Annotated in this window: 18 protein-coding genes; 8 read left to right on the top strand and 10 right to left on the bottom strand. The window is 64.1% G+C overall.

What is annotated here, in order from left to right:
• Positions 1–47: 47 nt before the first annotated feature.
• Positions 48–2,471 carry a DNA topoisomerase IV subunit A gene (locus EZV60_RS00285; protein ID WP_135500983.1) on the bottom strand — a complete coding sequence of 808 codons (2,424 nt, stop codon included), beginning with the start codon at positions 2,469–2,471 and terminating at the stop codon, positions 48–50.
• A 149-nt stretch (positions 2,472–2,620) separates the two neighbouring features.
• Here EZV60_RS00285 and EZV60_RS19225 point away from each other — a divergent pair, with 149 nt between their 5' ends.
• From EZV60_RS19225 to EZV60_RS00255, 6 genes are all read left to right on the top strand, one after another.
• Positions 2,621–3,328, top strand: a complete 708-nt coding sequence (locus tag EZV60_RS19225) for an SH3 domain-containing protein (protein WP_210115041.1) — start codon at positions 2,621–2,623, stop codon at positions 3,326–3,328.
• A gap of 49 nt (positions 3,329–3,377) precedes the next feature.
• Positions 3,378–4,208 (top strand): SDR family NAD(P)-dependent oxidoreductase, encoded by an 831-nt coding sequence (locus EZV60_RS00275; RefSeq protein WP_135500981.1) that lies wholly within the window; start codon positions 3,378–3,380, stop codon positions 4,206–4,208.
• A gap of 85 nt (positions 4,209–4,293) precedes the next feature.
• Positions 4,294–4,503 (top strand): twin transmembrane helix small protein, encoded by a 210-nt coding sequence (locus EZV60_RS00270; RefSeq protein WP_135500979.1) that lies wholly within the window; start codon positions 4,294–4,296, stop codon positions 4,501–4,503.
• Positions 4,504–4,505: 2 nt separating this feature from the next.
• Positions 4,506–5,078, top strand: coding sequence for a cob(I)yrinic acid a,c-diamide adenosyltransferase (locus EZV60_RS00265; RefSeq protein ID WP_135500977.1), 573 nt, complete (start codon positions 4,506–4,508; stop codon positions 5,076–5,078).
• A gap of 270 nt (positions 5,079–5,348) precedes the next feature.
• Positions 5,349–6,107, top strand: a complete 759-nt coding sequence (locus EZV60_RS00260) for an electron transfer flavoprotein subunit beta/FixA family protein (RefSeq protein ID WP_135500975.1) — start codon at positions 5,349–5,351, stop codon at positions 6,105–6,107.
• Entirely contained in the window at positions 6,107–7,036 is a 930-nt protein-coding gene (locus tag EZV60_RS00255) for an electron transfer flavoprotein subunit alpha/FixB family protein (protein ID WP_135500973.1), read from the top strand. The genes EZV60_RS00260 and EZV60_RS00255 overlap by 1 nt, the downstream gene beginning before the upstream one ends.
• A gap of 55 nt (positions 7,037–7,091) precedes the next feature.
• On the opposite strand, the gene EZV60_RS00250 is transcribed toward EZV60_RS00255, so the two are convergent.
• Positions 7,092–7,925, bottom strand: coding sequence for a DUF6473 family protein (locus EZV60_RS00250; RefSeq protein WP_135500971.1), 834 nt, complete (start codon positions 7,923–7,925; stop codon positions 7,092–7,094).
• Between the two features lie 158 nt (positions 7,926–8,083).
• Between EZV60_RS00250 and EZV60_RS00245 the strand changes: the two genes are divergently transcribed.
• On the top strand, positions 8,084–8,959 hold the full coding sequence (locus EZV60_RS00245) for a 3-hydroxybutyryl-CoA dehydrogenase (RefSeq protein WP_135500969.1): 876 nt from the start codon (positions 8,084–8,086) through the stop codon (positions 8,957–8,959).
• A 66-nt stretch (positions 8,960–9,025) separates the two neighbouring features.
• Here EZV60_RS00245 and EZV60_RS00240 read toward each other — a convergent pair whose 3' ends face one another.
• From EZV60_RS00240 to EZV60_RS00210, 7 genes are all read right to left on the bottom strand, one after another.
• A complete protein-coding gene (locus tag EZV60_RS00240) occupies positions 9,026–9,907 on the bottom strand; it encodes a lysophospholipid acyltransferase family protein (RefSeq protein WP_135500967.1) in 882 nt (293 codons plus the stop codon).
• A 36-nt stretch (positions 9,908–9,943) separates the two neighbouring features.
• Positions 9,944–10,222 carry an HPr family phosphocarrier protein gene (locus EZV60_RS00235; protein ID WP_135500965.1) on the bottom strand — a complete coding sequence of 93 codons (279 nt, stop codon included), beginning with the start codon at positions 10,220–10,222 and terminating at the stop codon, positions 9,944–9,946.
• Between the two features lie 42 nt (positions 10,223–10,264).
• Positions 10,265–10,657, bottom strand: coding sequence for a PTS sugar transporter subunit IIA (locus tag EZV60_RS00230; RefSeq protein WP_135500963.1), 393 nt, complete (start codon positions 10,655–10,657; stop codon positions 10,265–10,267).
• Entirely contained in the window at positions 10,654–11,592 is a 939-nt protein-coding gene (gene rapZ, locus EZV60_RS00225; protein WP_135500961.1) for an RNase adapter RapZ, read from the bottom strand. Before rapZ ends, EZV60_RS00230 begins: the two co-directional genes overlap by 4 nt.
• A gap of 13 nt (positions 11,593–11,605) precedes the next feature.
• Positions 11,606–12,088 carry an HPr kinase/phosphorylase gene (locus EZV60_RS00220; protein WP_135500960.1) on the bottom strand — a complete coding sequence of 161 codons (483 nt, stop codon included), beginning with the start codon at positions 12,086–12,088 and terminating at the stop codon, positions 11,606–11,608.
• A gap of 158 nt (positions 12,089–12,246) precedes the next feature.
• The gene (locus EZV60_RS00215; RefSeq protein WP_135500958.1) at positions 12,247–13,971 is read right to left on the bottom strand and encodes a sensor histidine kinase; all 1,725 of its coding nucleotides are present in this window, start codon (positions 13,969–13,971) and stop codon (positions 12,247–12,249) included.
• A complete protein-coding gene (locus tag EZV60_RS00210) occupies positions 13,971–14,672 on the bottom strand; it encodes a response regulator transcription factor (RefSeq protein WP_135500956.1) in 702 nt (233 codons plus the stop codon). The genes EZV60_RS00215 and EZV60_RS00210 overlap by 1 nt, the downstream gene beginning before the upstream one ends.
• Before the next feature lie 395 nt (positions 14,673–15,067).
• On the opposite strand from EZV60_RS00210, the gene EZV60_RS00205 reads away from it, so the two are divergent.
• Entirely contained in the window at positions 15,068–16,666 is a 1,599-nt protein-coding gene (locus EZV60_RS00205) for a phosphoenolpyruvate carboxykinase (protein WP_135500954.1), read from the top strand.
• An 88-nt stretch (positions 16,667–16,754) separates the two neighbouring features.
• Here EZV60_RS00205 and EZV60_RS00200 read toward each other — a convergent pair whose 3' ends face one another.
• Positions 16,755–17,657, bottom strand: coding sequence for a M8 family metallopeptidase (locus tag EZV60_RS00200; RefSeq protein ID WP_135500952.1), 903 nt, complete (start codon positions 17,655–17,657; stop codon positions 16,755–16,757).
• Positions 17,658–18,036 lie beyond the last annotated feature (379 nt).

Genomic DNA, 18,036 nt, shown 5'->3' with positions numbered 1-18,036 from the left:
GCGTTGCGTCAAGGTAGGTGCGGCACGCGCTCACGCGCAAATAACCTTCAGGTGAAGCGGTTGTCACGGGGGAAGCCGCGCGGCGCCATGCGCCCTGCGCTGGCGCGCTTGCCCATCCATTCGGCCAGCTCGCTTTCCGTGCGCGTCCGGCCCGCTGGATCAAGCCAGCTCAGCCCCTCTGCCAGCGTAAAGGTGGTGGCGTCGCTCAGACCGCCATCCTTGTATTTCTGCAGCCGCACGCCCTTACCCCGCCCCATCTCGGGCAGTTCGTCGAGCGGGAAGACCAGCACCTTGCGGTTCTCGCCCACGCAGGCCACGTGATCGCCCGTCACGGGCTTGCAGACCCGCGCCCGCACATCGCCTTTCACGTTGAGAACCTGCTTGCCCGAACGCGTCTGCGCCACGACCTCGTCCTCGGGCACGATGAACCCGTCCCCCGCCGAGGACGCCACCAGAAGCTTGCGGCCCGGCTTGTGAATGAGGATCGTGACGATCTCCGCCTCGTTCGGCAGATCGACGATCAGGCGCACCGGCTCGCCCATGCCCCGCCCGCCGGGCAGGGCACTGGCCTGCAACGTGTAGAACCGCCCGTTCGAGCCCACCACCAAAAGCCGGTCCGTGGTCTCGGCATGGAAGACGAAGCGCCCCGCGTCGCCATCCTTGAACTTCAGTTCGCGGGTCAGGTCGATATGCCCGGACATGGCCCTGATCCAGCCCATCTTGGAGCAGACGACCGTGATCGGCTCGCGGTCGATCATCGCCTCAAGAGGCACCTCCTCGACCTCGGCGGCCTCCTCGATCAGCGTGCGCCGCGCGCCGCCCTCATAGTCCTTGCCGAAGGTCTTCTTCACCTCGCGCAGCTGCTCGGCGATGGTCGACCATTGCAGGTCGTCCTCCTCCAGAAGGTCTTCAAGCCCCGCACGCTCTTCCATCAGCGCGTCGCGCTCCTTGACCAGCGCCTCTTCCTCCAGCCGCCGCAGGCTGCGCAGCCGCATGTTCAGGATCGCCTCGGCCTGCACGTCCGACAGCCCGTTCTCGCGCCCCTCATAGCTGTGCGGGATAGCGCGTTCCGTGGCGCTTTCGCTCAGAATTCCACGCGCCTCGCCCTCCGGATCGGCCACCAGCCGCAGCGCGTCCATATCCACACCGTCAAGCGGTGAAAGATACTCGGCCTCGTGCAGTGCACGGCGCAGCGTCGCCTGGTGCACATGGCTCCAGTCCTCGTACATCAGCGCCATCTTCGGCTCGTCGTCGTAGCGGATGATCTCGATCACGCGGTCGAGGTTCAAAAACGCCGTGATCAGACCCTGCAGAACCTCCAGCCGGTGGTCGATCTTGTCCATCCGGTGCTTCGACCGCCGGATCAAAACCTCACGCCGGAAATCAAGGAAGGCGCGCAACACCTCCTTCATCGAACAGACCTTCGGCGTCAGCCCGTCGATCAGCACGTTCATGTTCAGGCTGAACCGCACCTCGAGATCCGAATTGCGAAAGAGCATCCCCATCAGAACCTCCGCGTCCACGTTCTTAGACCGTGGTTCGAGGATCATGCGCACCTCGTCGGTGCTTTCGTCCCGGATATCGGCGAGGATCGGCACTTTCTTGGTCTGGATCAGCTCGGCCAGCTTCTCGATCAGCTTGGATTTCTGAACCTGATAGGGAATTTCCGTGACCACGATCTGCCACTGACCCCGGCCCACATCCTCGACCTCCCACTTACAGCGCAGACGGAAACTGCCGCGTCCCGTGCGATAGGCCTGTGCGATGTTCTCCTTCGGCTCGACCACCACGCCGCCCGTGGGGAAATCCGGCCCGGGCACGTAATTGAGCAGCGTATCATCGCGCGCATCGGGCGTCTTGATCAGGTGCAGACAGGCGTCGATTAGCTCGGAAATATTATGCGGCGGAATGTTGGTGGCCATGCCCACCGCAATGCCGCTCGATCCGTTGGCCAGAAGGTTCGGAAACTGCGCCGGAAGCACAACGGGCTCGCGCAGCGTGCCGTCGTAATTGTCGCGATAATCGACCGCATCCTCGTTCAGCCCCTCCAGAAGGGCCTCGGCCACGTTGGTCAGCCGTGCCTCGGTGTACCGGCTCGCCGCCGGGTTGTCCCCGTCGATATTCCCGAAATTCCCCTGCCCGTCCACAAGCGGGTAGCGCACCGCGAAATCCTGCGCGAGGCGCGCCATCGCGTCATAGATCGCGGCATCGCCATGCGGGTGGTAGTTGCCCATCACGTCGCCCGAGATCTTGGCCGACTTTCGGAAGCCCCCCGTGGAACTCAATCGCAATTCGCGCATTGCATACAGGATCCGGCGATGCACCGGCTTGAGACCGTCGCGCGCATCGGGCAGCGCCCGGTGCATGATGGTCGACAAGGCATAGGTCAGATACCGTTCGCCAATCGCACGGCGTAGCGGCTCTGCCACAGCTTCGGGGCCTATATTGGGGTCATCGACCAGATCCGTCATAGATGATGTGATACAAGCCCGCCCGAGGGCCGTAAAGCATCACTTCGCGATATTCGGAGCGTTTTTCCATGATCGCAAAAGGCGAATCGTGTAACTTTTCAACACGGCGGCTGATTTCCGCCGACGGGTCTTTTGGGGGGTCTGCGCAGATGTGGCGCTTTATTCTTGTGACGTTCGGCTTTCTGGGCTTTGCGTTTTATGAACTCAGCGGCGGTGCCGATTACGCGCCCGGCGAAAATTCCCTGCAGGCCCGCGCCAAGAACGATACGTCAGCCACGCCCGCTACCACCGCGCAGACGTCCAAGTCCGCCGAGATCGTTTCGGTCGAAGAACTCCGCACGACCCGCCTCAACCAGCTTCAGACGACCAAGGAGGACCGCTTCGGGATCACCCTCGCCTCGGTCGATACCGACAGCTTCAAGACCGAACGCGTTCGCACCCTGCCCCGGGACGAGGACAAGGTCGCGCTGCTGACCGAATCCGAAGACACCGACGCGGTCGACGCGGCTGTCGCCGCCGCTCTTGGCACCGAGACCGGCGACGTGGCAGGCGCGAAAAAGATCTGGCCAGGCGCGATCGAACTCTTCTCGCTGACACAAGAGCGTCAGCGTGCCGTCACCGCCGCCCGCGAAACGCCGACGCCGACCGCTTATGAAGACATCCGCTATGTCACCGGCAACGTCGTCAACATGCGCGGCGGCCCCGGCACCGGGTTCGAGCGGATCACCAGCCTCACCGAAGGCACCGAAGTGGCCGTGCTCGAACAAAACCAGGACGGCTGGCTCAAGCTGCGCGTGACCGAAACCGGCGAAGAAGGCTGGATGGCCGACTGGCTCGTCTCCGCTCCGGCCAACTGATCCCGCAAAGCGATTGCGCCCGCCACGCGGGCGGTCCAGTCTGCGCGCCATGAGCACGAAATCCCTTCTCATCACCGGTTGTTCGTCCGGCATCGGGCTTGACGCCGCACGCGGTCTCAGGGCGCGCGGCTGGCGCGTCTTCGCCTCCTGCCGGCAAGAGGACGATTGCCAGCGCCTGCGCGACGAGGGCTTCGACAGCCCCCGGATCGACTATCAGGACGAGGCCAGCATCGCCTCGGGCCTGAACGACGTGCTCGAAGCGACCGGCGGCACGCTCGACGCGCTTTTCAACAACGGCGCCTACGCTTGCCCCGGCCTGGTGGAAGACCTGCCGCGCGGCGCTCTGCGCGAGATCTTCGAGGCCAATGTGTTTGGCTGGCACGACCTGACACGCCAGGTCATCCCGGTCATGCGCGCCCAGGGCCATGGCCGCATCATCCAGAATTCCTCCGTGCTGGGCCTTGTCGCCATCGGCTGGCGCGGCGCCTATGTCAGCACCAAGTTCGCCGTCGAAGGCCTGACCGACACCTTGCGCGTCGAACTGCGCGGCACGAATATCCATGTCGTGCTGATCGAACCGGGGCCGGTCACCAGCAAGATCCGTGAAAACGCCCGTGCGCCCTTTGAACGCTGGATCGACTGGGAACACTCCGTGCGGGCCGACGATTACCGCAGCACGGTGCGGCCGCGTCTTTATGGCCCGTATACGAAGGACACGTTCGAACTCCCCGCCGAGGCGGTGACGAAAAAGCTCATCCGCGCGCTCGAATCACGCCGTCCGCGGCCCCGCTATTACGTCACGACGCCCACCTATCTCATGGGCACACTGCGCCGCATCCTGCCCACCCGGGCGCTTGACTGGGTGATCTCCAAGGGCTGATCGCCCGCCCGCATCCCGATTTCCATTCGCTTTTCCCCCATCCCGGCCTACATCGCGCCCACGGGACCAGGACAGGAGAATACCCATGCTGAACGATCCGCTTTTCATCGTCGCCGCGCTGGCCTGCGGGGTTGTCGCCGTGATCCTGATCATGGGCATCAGCACTTTCGGCAAGGAAGGGCTCGACAACGCCAAACGCGCCAACAAATTCATGCGCTGGCGCATCATCGCGCAGTTCATAGCCGTGGTGCTGATCCTGCTTTTCGTCTATATCCGCCGGCAAGGAGGGCAGTAACCATGGTCGTACTCAACCGTATCTACACCCGCACCGGCGATGCCGGGGAAACCGCGCTCGGGAACGGCACCCGCGTCGCCAAGCACGCGTTGCGCGTGACCGCCTATGGCACCGTGGACGAGGTCAACGCCTGCGCCGGCATGGCCCGTCTGCACGCCGAGCACGAAACCGACGAGGCGTTGGCGCGCATTCAGAACGATCTCTTCGACCTTGGCGCAGATCTTTGCCGTCCGGACATGGAAAAAGACACCGAGGCCGAATATACGCCGCTGCGCATGGTCCCCTCCCAGACCGAGCGACTGGAGGCCGAGATCGACATCATGAACGAGGCGCTCGAACCGCTGCGCAGTTTCATCCTGCCCGGCGGCAGTGCGCTTGCCGCGCATCTGCATCTGTGCCGCACGGTGTCGCGCCGGGCCGAACGCCTGACCGTGGAGCTTGCCTCGGTCGAAAGCGTGAACGAGGCCGCGATCCGCTATCTCAACCGTCTGAGCGACTGGTTCTTCGTCGCCGCGCGCATGGCCAATGACGGCGGCAAGGACGACGTTTTGTGGGTTCCCGGCGCCAACCGCTAAGGTGGCTGGCCGGGACATGCCCCCTCGGCTGACCTTGCCAAAAGGCATGTGACAGGCCCGGGTGCGGTTGTCTGACTTCTCCGCGCCACACGCGCCCTTTCCCCGTGACGTAACGAAATTTTGCCGCTGTCACCGGAAACGCGGCGTCGCAAGACGCAAACGTGACGATTTTGACCTGTTTCGGACGGTAACAACACGGTATCACAGGCCCAAGTGAGACCGGCAGAGTCGCCTCTGCGGCTCGGGGAATATGTAAGGGAGACCATGCCGATGAAGGTGCTCGTACCTGTCAAACGCGTGATCGACTATAACGTGAAAGTCCGTGTGAAGGCGGATGGCACGGGTGTCGATCTTGCCAACGTGAAAATGTCGATGAACCCCTTTGACGAGATTGCCGTCGAAGAGGCCATCCGCCTGAAGGAGGCCGGCAAGGCCGAAGAGGTCATCGCCGTCTCGATCGGCGTCAAGCAGGCGCAGGAAACCCTGCGCACGGCGCTGGCCATGGGTGCCGACCGCGCCATTCTCGTGGTCGCCGCCGAGGACGTGCACACCGATATCGAACCGCTTTCGGTGGCCAAGATCCTCAAGGCCGTGATCGACGAAGAACAGCCGGGCCTCGTGCTTGCCGGCAAACAGGCGATCGACAACGACATGAACGCCACCGGACAGATGCTGTCGGCGCTTCTGGGCTGGAGCCAGGGCACCTTTGCTTCCAAGCTCGACATCGACGGCGACAGCGCGATGGTGACCCGCGAGGTCGACGGCGGCCTGCAGACGATCAAGGTCAAGATGCCCGCCATCGTCACCGTCGATCTGCGCCTCAACGAGCCGCGCTATGCCTCGCTGCCCAACATCATGAAGGCCAAGAAAAAGCCGCTCGACGAGAAGACCGCCGCCGATTACGGCGTCGACGTCGCGCCGCGTCTCGAAATCGTCAAGACGACCGAACCCGAGGCCCGCAAGGCGGGCGAAATGGTCGGCTCGGTTGACGAGCTTGTTGCGAAACTCAAGGAAGCGGGGGCCGTTTGATGTCAGTTCTTCTTCTTGCCGAAGTCACCGATGGCGAACTGGCGATGGACGCCACCGCCAAGGCCGTCACCGCCGCCAAGCAATTGGGTGATGTGACCGTTCTTTGTGCCGGCGCCTCCGCCGCCGCCGCAGGCGAAGCCGCCGCCACGATCGACGGCGTCGCCAAGGTGCTTGTCGCCGAGGACGCGATGCTGGGCCACCGCCTGGCTGAGCCCACCGCCGCGCTCATTGTGTCGCTCGCGGGCGATTACAGCCATATCGTGGCGCCAGCCACCACCGACGCCAAGAACGTGCTGCCCCGCGTGGCAGCCCTTCTTGACGTGATGGTGATCTCGGACGTCTCCGGCGTCGTCGATGGCGACACGTTCGAGCGTCCCATTTACGCCGGCAACGCCATCCAGACCGTCAAGTCCGCGGATGCCAAGAAGGTCGTGTCGTTCCGCACGTCGACCTTTGACGCCGCCGGCACGGGCGGCTCGGCCCCTGTCGAGACGATCTCGGCCGCCGACAATCCCGGCCTGTCCGAATGGGTCGAAGACAAGGTGGCCGAAAGCGACCGCCCCGAGCTGACCTCTGCCGGGATCGTCGTCTCCGGCGGGCGCGGCGTCGGGTCCGAGGAAAACTTCGCCCTGATCGAAGGCCTTGCAGACAAGCTCGGCGCGGCCGTCGGTGCCTCGCGCGCGGCCGTCGACTCGGGCTTTGCCCCCAACGACTGGCAGGTCGGCCAGACCGGCAAGGTCGTGGCGCCCGATCTCTACATCGCCGTCGGCATCTCCGGCGCGATCCAGCACCTCGCGGGCATGAAGGACTCGAAGATCATCGTCGCGATCAACAAGGACGAAGAGGCCCCGATCTTCCAGGTCGCCGACTACGGCCTCGTCGCGGATCTCTTCGACGCGCTGCCCGAGCTTTCCGAAAAGCTGGGCTAAGCGGCCCACCCGGAAAATTTCCTGCGGCCCGCCCCCACGGCGGGCCGTTTTCGTTTCAGCGGCCCCAGTACTCGGTCACCAGCGGGATCAGCGCCTGCGCCGCCGCCGCGTGCGCCGCCTGCCCCGGAAGATCGCGCGCCGCGGGGGTCTCGATTTGCTGGAACAGCCGCTCGGCCAGCCCGGTATGCTCGCCCGTGCCACCACGCGGCGCGCGCGCCATGCCGGCGGCCACATCCGTCAGCGCCTCCAGCATGCCCCGGCTCACCAGTGCGGGGTCATATTGCATCTCGGGCCTGTCGCAGGCCCGTTCCGGCGCGCGGTCGGAAAACCACAGCAGGATCACCGGCCCGCCGAGTTTGCCGATCACGCGGCGCATACGCGCGATCCAGACCTGCGCCAGGTCCTGATGCACCAGGGCGAACCGGTCCGTACAGTGCCCCTTCAGCGCCACCAGCATATGGCGCGTGAAACTGAACTCGGTGAAATCCAGCTCCGGATAAAGCCGGCGCAGCGGCTCGCGCGCCTTCAGGAACCGGTCGTTGCGGCGCGGATGCACCGTATAGAACCGGTTGGACAGGTTGGCCGCGTTGGGCACCTGCAACACCGTCAGCCGCGCCGCCCCGGCCATGCGCATCAGCCCGCGATCGTTGAGAACCACGTCGATCCCGGCATTCGGCCAGCCCAGATTGACGCAGGTTCTGCCGGTGCGCTCCTCGAGCAGGGCCGGAAACGGCCGGTCGACGAATTTCCCGAATGTCTCGGTCCCGCCAAGAAAGGCGATGTAGTCCTGCTGCAGATCGCGCCTCGGCCCCCGGAAGGCAAGCCGCGATCCCTTGTACCGACAGGTTTCTTCCCGCACGCCCACGCGCCCCAGTTCTTCGAATGTCATGGCACCCACCTGATTTTGTCACCCGGACGACAGGATTCGGTCATAGCGCCTAACATTTTCCTAAACGCACAATGCGTCTCGAGTTTTAGATATCTCCGGCTCTTGAGGCCCCCCGCCGCCGCGCCTATGCTCGCGCCATCTAGCGAGAGGATACGGGCATGGAGATCCGAAAGGTCGGCGTCGTCGGCGCAGGTCAGATGGGCAACGGCATCGCACATGTGATGGCGGCGGCAGGGTTCGACGTGCTGCTCAACGACATCAGCGAAGAGGCGCTCGAAAAGGGGCTCGCCACCATCACCAAGAACATGCAGCGCGGCGTTGACCGCGGCAAGATGGATCAGGCCGACATGGACGCGGCACTGGCGCGGATCGCCACCACGCAAAAGCTGCCGGATCTCGGCGAAACCGACCTCGTGATCGAATCCGCGACCGAGCGCGAGACCGTCAAGCAGGCGATCTTCGAGGATCTCGTGCCGCATCTACAGCCGCACACGATCCTCACCTCGAACACCTCGTCGATCTCGATCACCCGTCTGGCCAGCCGCACCGACCGGCCCGAGAAATTCATGGGCTTTCACTTCATGAACCCGGTGCCGATCATGCAGTTAGTCGAGCTGATCCGCGGCATCGCCACCGACAAGCCGACCTACGACACCTGCCTTGGCGTGGTGGAAAAGCTGGGCAAGACCGCCGCCAGTTCCGAGGATTTCCCGGCCTTCATCGTCAACCGCATCCTGATGCCCATGATCAACGAAGCAGTCTACACGCTCTACGAGGGCGTGGGCGGCGTGACCTCCATCGACACCTCGATGAAGCTCGGCACCAATCACCCGATGGGCCCGCTGGAACTGGCGGATTTCATCGGGCTGGATACCTGCCTTGCCATCATGAACGTGCTGCATGACGGGCTCGCGGATACAAAATACCGCCCCTGCCCGCTTCTCACGAAATATGTCGAGGCCGGCTGGCTCGGCCGCAAGACAGGCCGGGGCTTCTACGACTACCGCGGAGAAACGCCGGTGCCGACGCGCTGACGCGTCCGGCTTCTTCCTGGCGAAACTACTCCCGCCAGAGGCATGGATCTCTTTTGCGCGCGCCCGTCAGCCCTTGCCAAGACTTAGCGTATGTTCCCGCAGCCACGCCATGAAGCCGCGCGGATCCTTGTCCAGCTGCTGCATGTCCTCCGCACCGATGGGCGCGCCCACGATCGGATTCTGCGGATGGTTGCAGCTGCGCACCACCTCGTGAAGCAGCAGGCTCTGGCGCAGCGTCGCGGAAACACAGTTGGCCATCTGATAGGCACGGCTATTGGCCCCGGGAAAGAAGATCGGCACCACTTTCGCGCCGGACCGGCGGATCATCTGCGCGGTAAAGACATTCCACTCGCGCTCTTTCACCGGGCCAAAGAGCGTATCCGACGAGGCCACGACGCCGGACGGGAAGACGCTGATCACGCCGCCCTCCTTGAGATGGGCCATCGCCTTGGCCCGCATCTCCACCGATTTGCGCTGCGCGTCCGGCTCATGCGGGAAGGGCACCGAGATCATGTAAGAGGCCGCCACCTCGTCGATGCCCGTCAGAAGGGCGCGCGTAAGGATCTTGTAATCGGTGCGTCGCCGGCCAATGAGATCGGCCAGGATCATCCCGTCGACAAGCCCGTGCGGATGGTTCGCCACCACGACGACGGGCCCCTCTTTCGGAATCTGGTCGATCTGCTCCTGCGGGGTCAGCAGGTCGATCCCCATCGTTCCCAGCGCCGCCCGCCAGAAGGGCTGACCCGAGGGCGCGCCGCGCTTCTCGAACTCGCGGATCATCCGCAGGATCGTCAGCTTTCCGGTGAACCATTCGATGGTGCGGATCGTCAGCGCAGTCGCGGGCGTGTCAAAGGAATTGGCATAGGTCAGGCTGCGCCGGTCGTACTTCGTCGGCGATACCGGGCCTGTGGACGCCCCTCCGCTTTGCTCCTCAACGCGTTCCGCCACGTGTCCTGATCCTGTCCCGCCGCGCCCGATCACGCGTTACATGTCTTCGCCGAACCGGTCGGCCACCAGCGCCTCGACCGCATCGGCCAGGGCCTCGGCATCGGGTCCCCAAGCCCGCACGTCAATAGTCATTCCTTTCGACGCCGCCAACATCAAAAGCCCCATGATGCTGTCCGCACCGGTGGATTGCCCATCATGGGATACTTCGGCGGCGGCGTCGAATCCTTCAACGACCTCGACAAGCTTGGCCGCCGCACGTGCGTGCAACCCCTTTTCGTTCACGATCTTCAGGTGGCGGGTGACGGTCTCGGTCATGATGGTCTTTCGGAAATATGCTGCGGTCGCCGGTCTGGCGGGTCAATCCGCGGTGACATTGTGGCTGTCGATGTATTTTCGCCCCGCGTCGAGCGCGGCGCGGGCGGCCTCGGGCACCGACAGATCCCGGCTCTTGGCGAGCTTGATCAGCATCGGAAGGTTGGCGCCGTAAAGGATCCGGCGGTCGTCGGGCTGGCAAGCCTTGAGCGACAGGTTCGACGGCGAGCCGCCGAAAATATCGGTCACGATCAGAACGCCCTGCCCGCGATCCACCTCGTCGGCTGCGGCGCAGATCTCGGCTTGCTTGGCCGCGCGGTCGTGATCGCCCTCGATTGAAATCGCGCGAATGCCGGTCTGCGTGCCGATCACATGTTCGATCGCCTTCAGATATTCCTGGGCCAGCCCCCCATGCGCCACGATCACGATGCCGATCACCGCCTGCCGTCTCCCTTGCCGGGCTGCCGCCCTTCTTCTTGCGGGCCGCCGGGCTGGCCCAGAAGGCCGCGCCGCTCCAGCTCGCGATGCCTTATAGACACCTGCCAGCCCGCCTCTGCAAGGGCCGCAGCCAAAGTTTCTGCCATGGTGACACTGCGGTGCTGCCCGCCGGTGCAGCCGAATCCGATCGCGAGATAGGCCTTTCCTTCGGCCTCGTAAGCCGGCAGCAAAAGCTCCGTGAGGTCGATCACCCGGTCCCGGAATCCGGCGAACCGGTCGTCGGCGGCCACATAGGCCTGAACCTGCGCGTCCCGCCCGTCGAGACCGCGCAACCGCTCGTCCCAATAGGGATTGCGCAGGAACCGACAGTCGAGCACCATGTCAAGCCCGCGCGGCAGGCCGCGCTTGTAGGAAAAGGACTGCACCGTCACCGAAAGCTGCCCGCGGCCCTGCGGCCCGAACCAGTGCTCCAGTTCGGCGCGCAGATCGTGCGGCGACATCTCCGACGTGTCGATCAGAACGTCGGCCCGCGCCCGGATCGGGCCCAGAAGGTCGAATTCCCGCGCGATACCCATATCCGGGTCCTCCGCGGGCGCCAGCGGATGCCGCCGCCGGGTCTCGGAAAAGCGCCGCACCAGCACATCGGCCCGCGCGTCGAGGTAAAGCACCTGCATCGGCACCGGCGCCGCGCCGCCCAGCCGGTCGATCGCGTCGATCAGCGCGGCGGTCGAAAAATCGCGGTTGCGCACGTCGATGCCAAGCGCCAGCGGCGTGTCGGGCACGTCTCCGTCCAACAGCCGCGGCAACAGCGACAGCGGCAGATTGTCGATCGCCTCATAGCCCATGTCCTCGAGCGCGCGAATGGCCGTCGTGCGCCCCGCGCCCGATGGCCCGGTCACCAGAACCAGACGTTTTGCATTGACCTGCTCCGGCATGCTCCGGCGCTCCCTACTCCAGCCTCTCGCCGCTAAGATATAGCAGCAGCGCCGAAGAAAAATGCGGCGATCTGCACATTCTTGCGAGCGGCAGGTCGATCCCGGCAACCGTGGTGCGGCGAAAGGGCGGCAGGCGATCGGTTTCCTCGACATCCATGTCCACCACAAGCGCCAGCGGCACCGGTCCCTGCGCAGGCGCGGCCAGAATACCCAGGCCACGCGCTTCGATCCGGCCCCGGATCGTGTCGGGCGCGTCGGCCATAACCTGCGCGCCCGCGCGCCAGATGACCGTGCGGTCATCCGCGACCAGCCCGGCCCCGCGCGCGATCAGCTCCAGCGCAAGACCCGACTTGCCCCGCCCCGAGGCACCACGGATCAAAAGACCGCGCCCGGCGACCGCGACGGTGGTGGCATGCAGGGTTTGTGCCGCACCATTCGTGGGCTCGCTCTCGCCTCGTGCCGCGTCATTCTCTGGTTCTTTGTCCGTTCCGGTCATCGGCAGGTCCTGTTTTGCCCCACGCACCGCGACGCCGTTTACGGGCTTCTTCCGGCCCGCCTGCCTTGGAAGGATCGGGCCCGGTGCCCGGGATACCGGTTTTCCAGCCTCACCCGGCCAGGCGCGCACTCCGTTGTCGTAACCGCGCCCGAGCGGCCTCAGACCGGCAGACCCACCACGAACCGCGCTCCCAGAGGGTCAGAGGTGATGTCGGCATCGGTCGGACGGATGTTTTCGGCCCAGATCACACCGTCATGCGCCTCGACGATCTGCTTGGAGATCGACAGGCCAAGACCGGAATTGTTGCCGAAATCCTTCTCAGAACGCTGCGAATAGAAGCGCTGGAAAATTTTGGTCAGCGCCTGTTCGGGAATGCCCGGGCCGGTATCCTCCACCACGACCACGACGCGGTTTTCCCGCTTGCGCGTCCAGAGCCGGATCGCGTCGCCCTCTTCACAGAAGGAAATCGCGTTGGTGATGAGGTTGACGAAGACCTGCGCCAGCCGGCCTTCGAGGCCCATGACCACGATCGGCTCGTCGGGGAAATCGGTGATGAACTCAATGCCCTTCTTGTCGGCCTCTTCGCCCAGATATTGCGAGAGATTGCCCAGCATTGACAGAAGGTCGAAAGGCTCCTGCTCTTCCTTGACCAGTTCACTGTCCAGACGCGAGGCGTTCGAGATATCACTGACAAGCCTGTCGAGCCGGCGCACATCATGCTCGATCACGTCGAGAAGTTTCTCGCGCTGATCGTCGCGCTTGGCCACGCGCATCGTGCCCACTGCGCTGCGCAAGCTTGCCAGCGGGTTCTTGATCTCGTGCGCCACGTCCGCCGCGAATTGTTCGTTGCCGTCGATCCGGTGGTAAAGCGCGGTCACCATGCCGCGCAACGCACCCGACAGACGGCCAATTTCGTCGGGCCGTGCGGTGAGGTCGGGAATGCGGATGCGCCCGCCACCGCGATTGCCGCCGGTGCGGTTGCGTGCGCCGCCCACCTCGGCCGCCGCGGCCAGTTCGGCCAGCGGGTTGGCGATCGTCGAGGCAAGGATCAGGCTGAGCCCGACCGACACCAGGGTCGCAACCAGAAACATCTGCAGCACACGCTCGCGCTCGATCCGCGTCAGGTGGTCGATCTCGCCCGACGCGCTTGCCAGCGCGACGGCGCCCACGGCCACGTCATCCTGCATGATCGGGGTTGCCACGGTAAAGACGGTGGTTCCGTCGACCTCGCCACGGCCCGTCTGCGTGCCCGTCTGCAGCGCGGCCTCCACCAGAGCCTGGGCCTGCGCCTCGACGCTCAGCGGTTCGTCGTCCAGAAACACGGCGGCCAACGGTTCGGACACCGCGTTCCAAACTCCGTTGAGCGCATCCGTGATCACGGTCGGCTGATCGGCTCCCACGCCGCCGCCGGGCCGGGCGAGCTGGCCCTCGACCTGCCCCGCCAGGCGCGCGTCGGCGTCGAAGACGAAGACCTCGATGCCTTCCTGCACGTCGAGCCCGGCCAGAGTGCTCTCCACGTCGAGCCCGTCCATGGCCACAAGACTGATGGGCGCGCCGGTCGGCAATTGCGCCTCGAACACGTCGGCGATCAGCTCCACATCGCCCTGAAGCCCGTCGGCGCGCTGCTGCACCAGCCCGTCGCGCGACGAGGTCAGATAGAGGATGCCCAACACCATCACGTTCAGCGCGATCAGGTTGAAGGTGATGATCTTGCGCGTCAGGGACCCGCCGCTGCCGGCAGAAAAGTAGCCGCGCCGCTCGCGCCGCTTGCGGACCTCTTCCTCGACAACGTTTTCCGGCGCCACGAAATCATCGCCCAGAACGACGCCGTCATCGTCCTGCAGCGAATGATCCCGCATGCGTATGCCCTCGGCCAGCGCCATTATTCCTCGTTATACCTGTACCCGATACCGTAGAGCGTCTCGATGGCGGAAAACTCGGAATCGACCATGCGCAGCTTCTTGCGCAACCGCTTGATATGGCTGTCGATGGTCCGGTCGTCGACATAGACCTGATCGTCATAGGCCACGTCCATCAGCTGATCGCGGCTTTTCACGAAGCCCGGGCGCTGCGCCAGCGCCTGCAGCAGCAGGAACTCGGTCACGGTCAGCGACACGTCCTTGCCCTTCCAGCTCACCGCGTGGCGCAGCGGGTCCATCCGCAATTCGCCGCGCTCGATCACCTTGGTGTCCTCGGTTTCGGCCACGACGTTGCCGTCCATCGCGTCCTGGCGCCGCAAAAGCGCGCGGATCCGCTCGACCAGAAGCCGCTGCGAGAACGGCTTTTTCACGTAATCGTCCGCGCCCATGCGCAGGCCCAGAACCTCGTCGATCTCGTCATCCTTGGAGGTCAGGAAAATCACCGGCATCGAGGTCTTCTGCCGCAGCCGCTGCAACAGGTCCATACCATCCATGCGCGGCATCTTGATATCCAGTACGGCCATGTCCGGCAGTTTCTTGTTGAACGCATCGAACGCCTGCTGGCCGTCATTATAGGTCTCGACCTCGAAGCCCTCGGCCTCGAGTGTCATGGACACGGATGTCAGGATATTCCTGTCATCGTCCACAAGGGCGATTCTAGACATTATTGATTTCCTTGTACTGCTCGTTGTGCCTGTTTTTTCTGCTACTATGCCCAAATTCGATCTTTACAATCAATCCTAAACTGCGAATCAGCGGGCGCTTCCGCCACATTTCGCGCGAAAAAATCTAAGGAATGGCTAAATTGACTCAGTTGCGCGACGCCCGCGGCGCGCGGCCGGGCGGGTCCCGGCGGGTTTTGGCCCCGGTCCGCGCGTGATTGCGCTAACGGGTCAAATGGTTGCGCTAACTGCGAAAAACCCGGCTGTTCATATGGGAAAGCGTCGTGTTAAGACGCCCTCGCAACTTTGGTATACATTCCGGTACCGCGACCCGTCGACGGGTCGCCGTACCCTTCAGACCGCGGCCAGCGGTTCAAGCGACAAACGGGAGCGCAGACATGGCAGCAGGACGGGTCAACCCGCAATTCCGCCTCGAGGATCAGGGTATTACCGGGCTTGGAGAGGTGCATTACAACCTGATCGAGCCGGCGCTGATCGAAGCGGCCCTCAAGAAGGGTGAAGGCCGGCTGGGACAGGGCGGCACGTTCCTCGTCTCCACCGGCAAGTTCACGGGTCGCTCGCCCAAGGACAAGCACGTGGTCAAGACCGACAGCGTCGCCGACAGCATCTGGTGGGACAACAACGCCCCGATGACGCCCGCCGCGTTCGACGCGCTTTACGACGACATGATCGCGCACATGCAGGGCCGCGAGTATTACGTGCAGGATCTCGTCGCCGGCGCCGACCCGACCCATTCGATCAACATGCGCATGGTCACCGAACTGGCCTGGCACGGGCTTTTCATCCGCCACATGCTGCGCCGTCCCGAGCGCGCGGAGCTTGACGCGTTCACCGCCGATTTCACCGTGATCAACTGCCCCAGCTTCAAGGCCGATCCGGATCGGCATGGCTGCCGCTCTGAAACGGTGATCGCGCTCAACTTCGACCGCAAGCTGATCCTGATCGCCAACACCGAATATGCGGGCGAGAACAAGAAATCGGTCTTCTCGCTGCTGAATTACATGCTGCCGGAAAAAGGCATCATGCCGATGCACTGCTCGGCCAACCACGCCAAGGGCAACCCCGTGGACACCGCCGTCTTCTTCGGCCTGTCGGGCACCGGCAAGACCACTCTTTCCGCTGATCCCAACCGCACGCTTATCGGCGATGACGAACACGGCTGGTCCGATCGCGGCACCTTCAACTTCGAGGGCGGCTGCTATGCCAAGACGATCCATCTCGACCCCGAGGCAGAGCCGGAAATCTACGCCACGACGCAGATGTTCGGCACTGTGATCGAGAACATGGTCTATGACGAGGAAACGCTCGATCTCGACTTCGCGGACGACAGCCTGACCGCGAACATGCGCTGCGCCTACCCGATGCACTATATCTCCAACGCATCCGAGAACGCGCTTGGCGGGCATCCCAAGAACGTCATCATGCTGACCTGCGACAGCTTCGGCGTTCTGCCCCCCATCGCGCGGCTGACGCCGGCGCAGGCGATGTACCACTTCCTGTCGGGCTTTACCGCCAAAGTGGCAGGAACCGAGCGCGGCGTGACCGAGCCGCAGCCGACCTTCTCCACCTGCTTCGGCGCTCCCTTCATGCCGCGCCGGCCCGAGGTCTACGGCAACCTCCTGCGCGAGAAGATCGCCAAGCACGGCACCACCTGCTGGCTGGTGAACACCGGTTGGACCGGCGGCGCTTACGGTGTCGGCTCGCGCATGCCCATCAAGGCCACCCGCGCGCTCCTGACCGCCGCGCTTGACGGCTCCTTGAACGAGGTCGAGTTCCGCAAGGATCCCAACTTCGGCTTCGACGTGCCGGTCGACGTGCCGGACGTCCCCGAGGTCCTGCTGGACCCGCGCCGCACCTGGGAGAGCGGCGACGCCTACGACGCGCAGGCCGCAAAACTGGTCAAGATGTTCGCCGACAACTTCGAGCAGTACCTTCCTTACATCGACGAGGACGTGCGCGCCGCCGCTATCGGCTGACTCGCGCAGACCACGGACGAAAACAAAACCCCCGCGCCCAGCCAAGGGCGCGGGGGTTTGCTTTTGGGCGGTTCGCGACGCTCTGGCGTCACGCGATGGCGAAGTCGTCCAGCGTGTAGATACCGCCCAGATCGATTGCCGAGGCAAGCTCTGCGGCCACCGCATCGTCCACCGCATAGCCGAGATCGGCCAGCGCGTCGGCAGTCATTTGGGACATGTAGTTGCCGTTGATGTTGAAGACCGTGGTCATGAGTTCATCGCCATATGCATCTTCACTCCAATGGCCGAGGCTGCCTTCGGTCTCGACCTGCGGCAGGGCGCCAGTGTCATCCACCGCGCCGCCGGTATATTCGATGATCGTCGTGCCGTCCTTGGGGTTCTTCGTGCTCAGGTCGGGCACGAAAACCGGGTCGGACAGGAAATCGCGCACGCCCGGAACGCTCCACAGGGTGCCGACCCCCAGCACATGCATCATCTCGTGCAGCGCCAGATCGTCGAGCGACTCGTTGGCCAGTATGAGATCGACATCGTTGGAATCGAAAATGATCTCTCCGGTCACCGTCAGACCATCGGGCGTGGCATTGTCGGACGACCGCACCGAAAGGGGCCGGCCCTGCGCGATCGTGCCGCCCAGCGTGTCAATGCTGGACAGCGAGACGTTGATCGACACGTCGTCGATGCCCTCGTCTTCCGGCAGCCCGGCCGTGATCAGACGCGACAGGTAGTCCGCTGCGGCGGCGATCGCGCTCAGGCTGTCGAGGGTCCAGCCCTCGCCCATGTAGTTCACTTCGATATTGAAGTAATCCGTGGTCAGATCGTCGGCCAGCCCGCTGGTATAGGTGTAGGACACCGTATCGCCGCCACCCCCGCCGGTATCGCCGCCGGGCGTGCCTGACGGCTTGCCGCCGCCGCCACCCTTGTCGTTTTTCGCTTCCGCCCAGGTGAACTGGTCGGCGCTGCTTGCGAAGGGAAGAGTGTCGAAAGATCTCATGCGGGCATCCTGTTTTAAATGAAATTGCGGTGAACCTCAGGGGACAGGCTTGGTTACACATTGGACTATCTGGTGGCGGAAATGTGGCAACTTTGCGTAGCTGTTCGCGGCCGAAACACGGTCCGGACCAATTCCGCGGAATCGTTTCGCAAACGGGTGCCCCGCGGCCCGGCCTGCCGAAGCCGCGCTGCGTCTAAACCCGCAAATCCTACTGCAAAATCAGCCGGGATCCGCGAGACCGCGCGCGACCGCGTTTTGTCATAAAAGCGCCGAACTTGGCATCTAGCGTCTGATCAGACGCCACTGTCCGGTGTCGCTTAAAGGCGGTCTCAACTCATCCCCAATGCGTCGAGACCGCCGCCACTCTCCTTACCGGTAT

The organism is Roseovarius aestuariivivens, from assembly GCF_004761875.1.
Lineage (GTDB): Bacteria > Pseudomonadota > Alphaproteobacteria > Rhodobacterales > Rhodobacteraceae > Roseovarius > Roseovarius aestuariivivens.
Note: the sequence above shows the minus strand (reverse complement) of the source record. Positions and strands in the feature narration are given on the sequence as shown.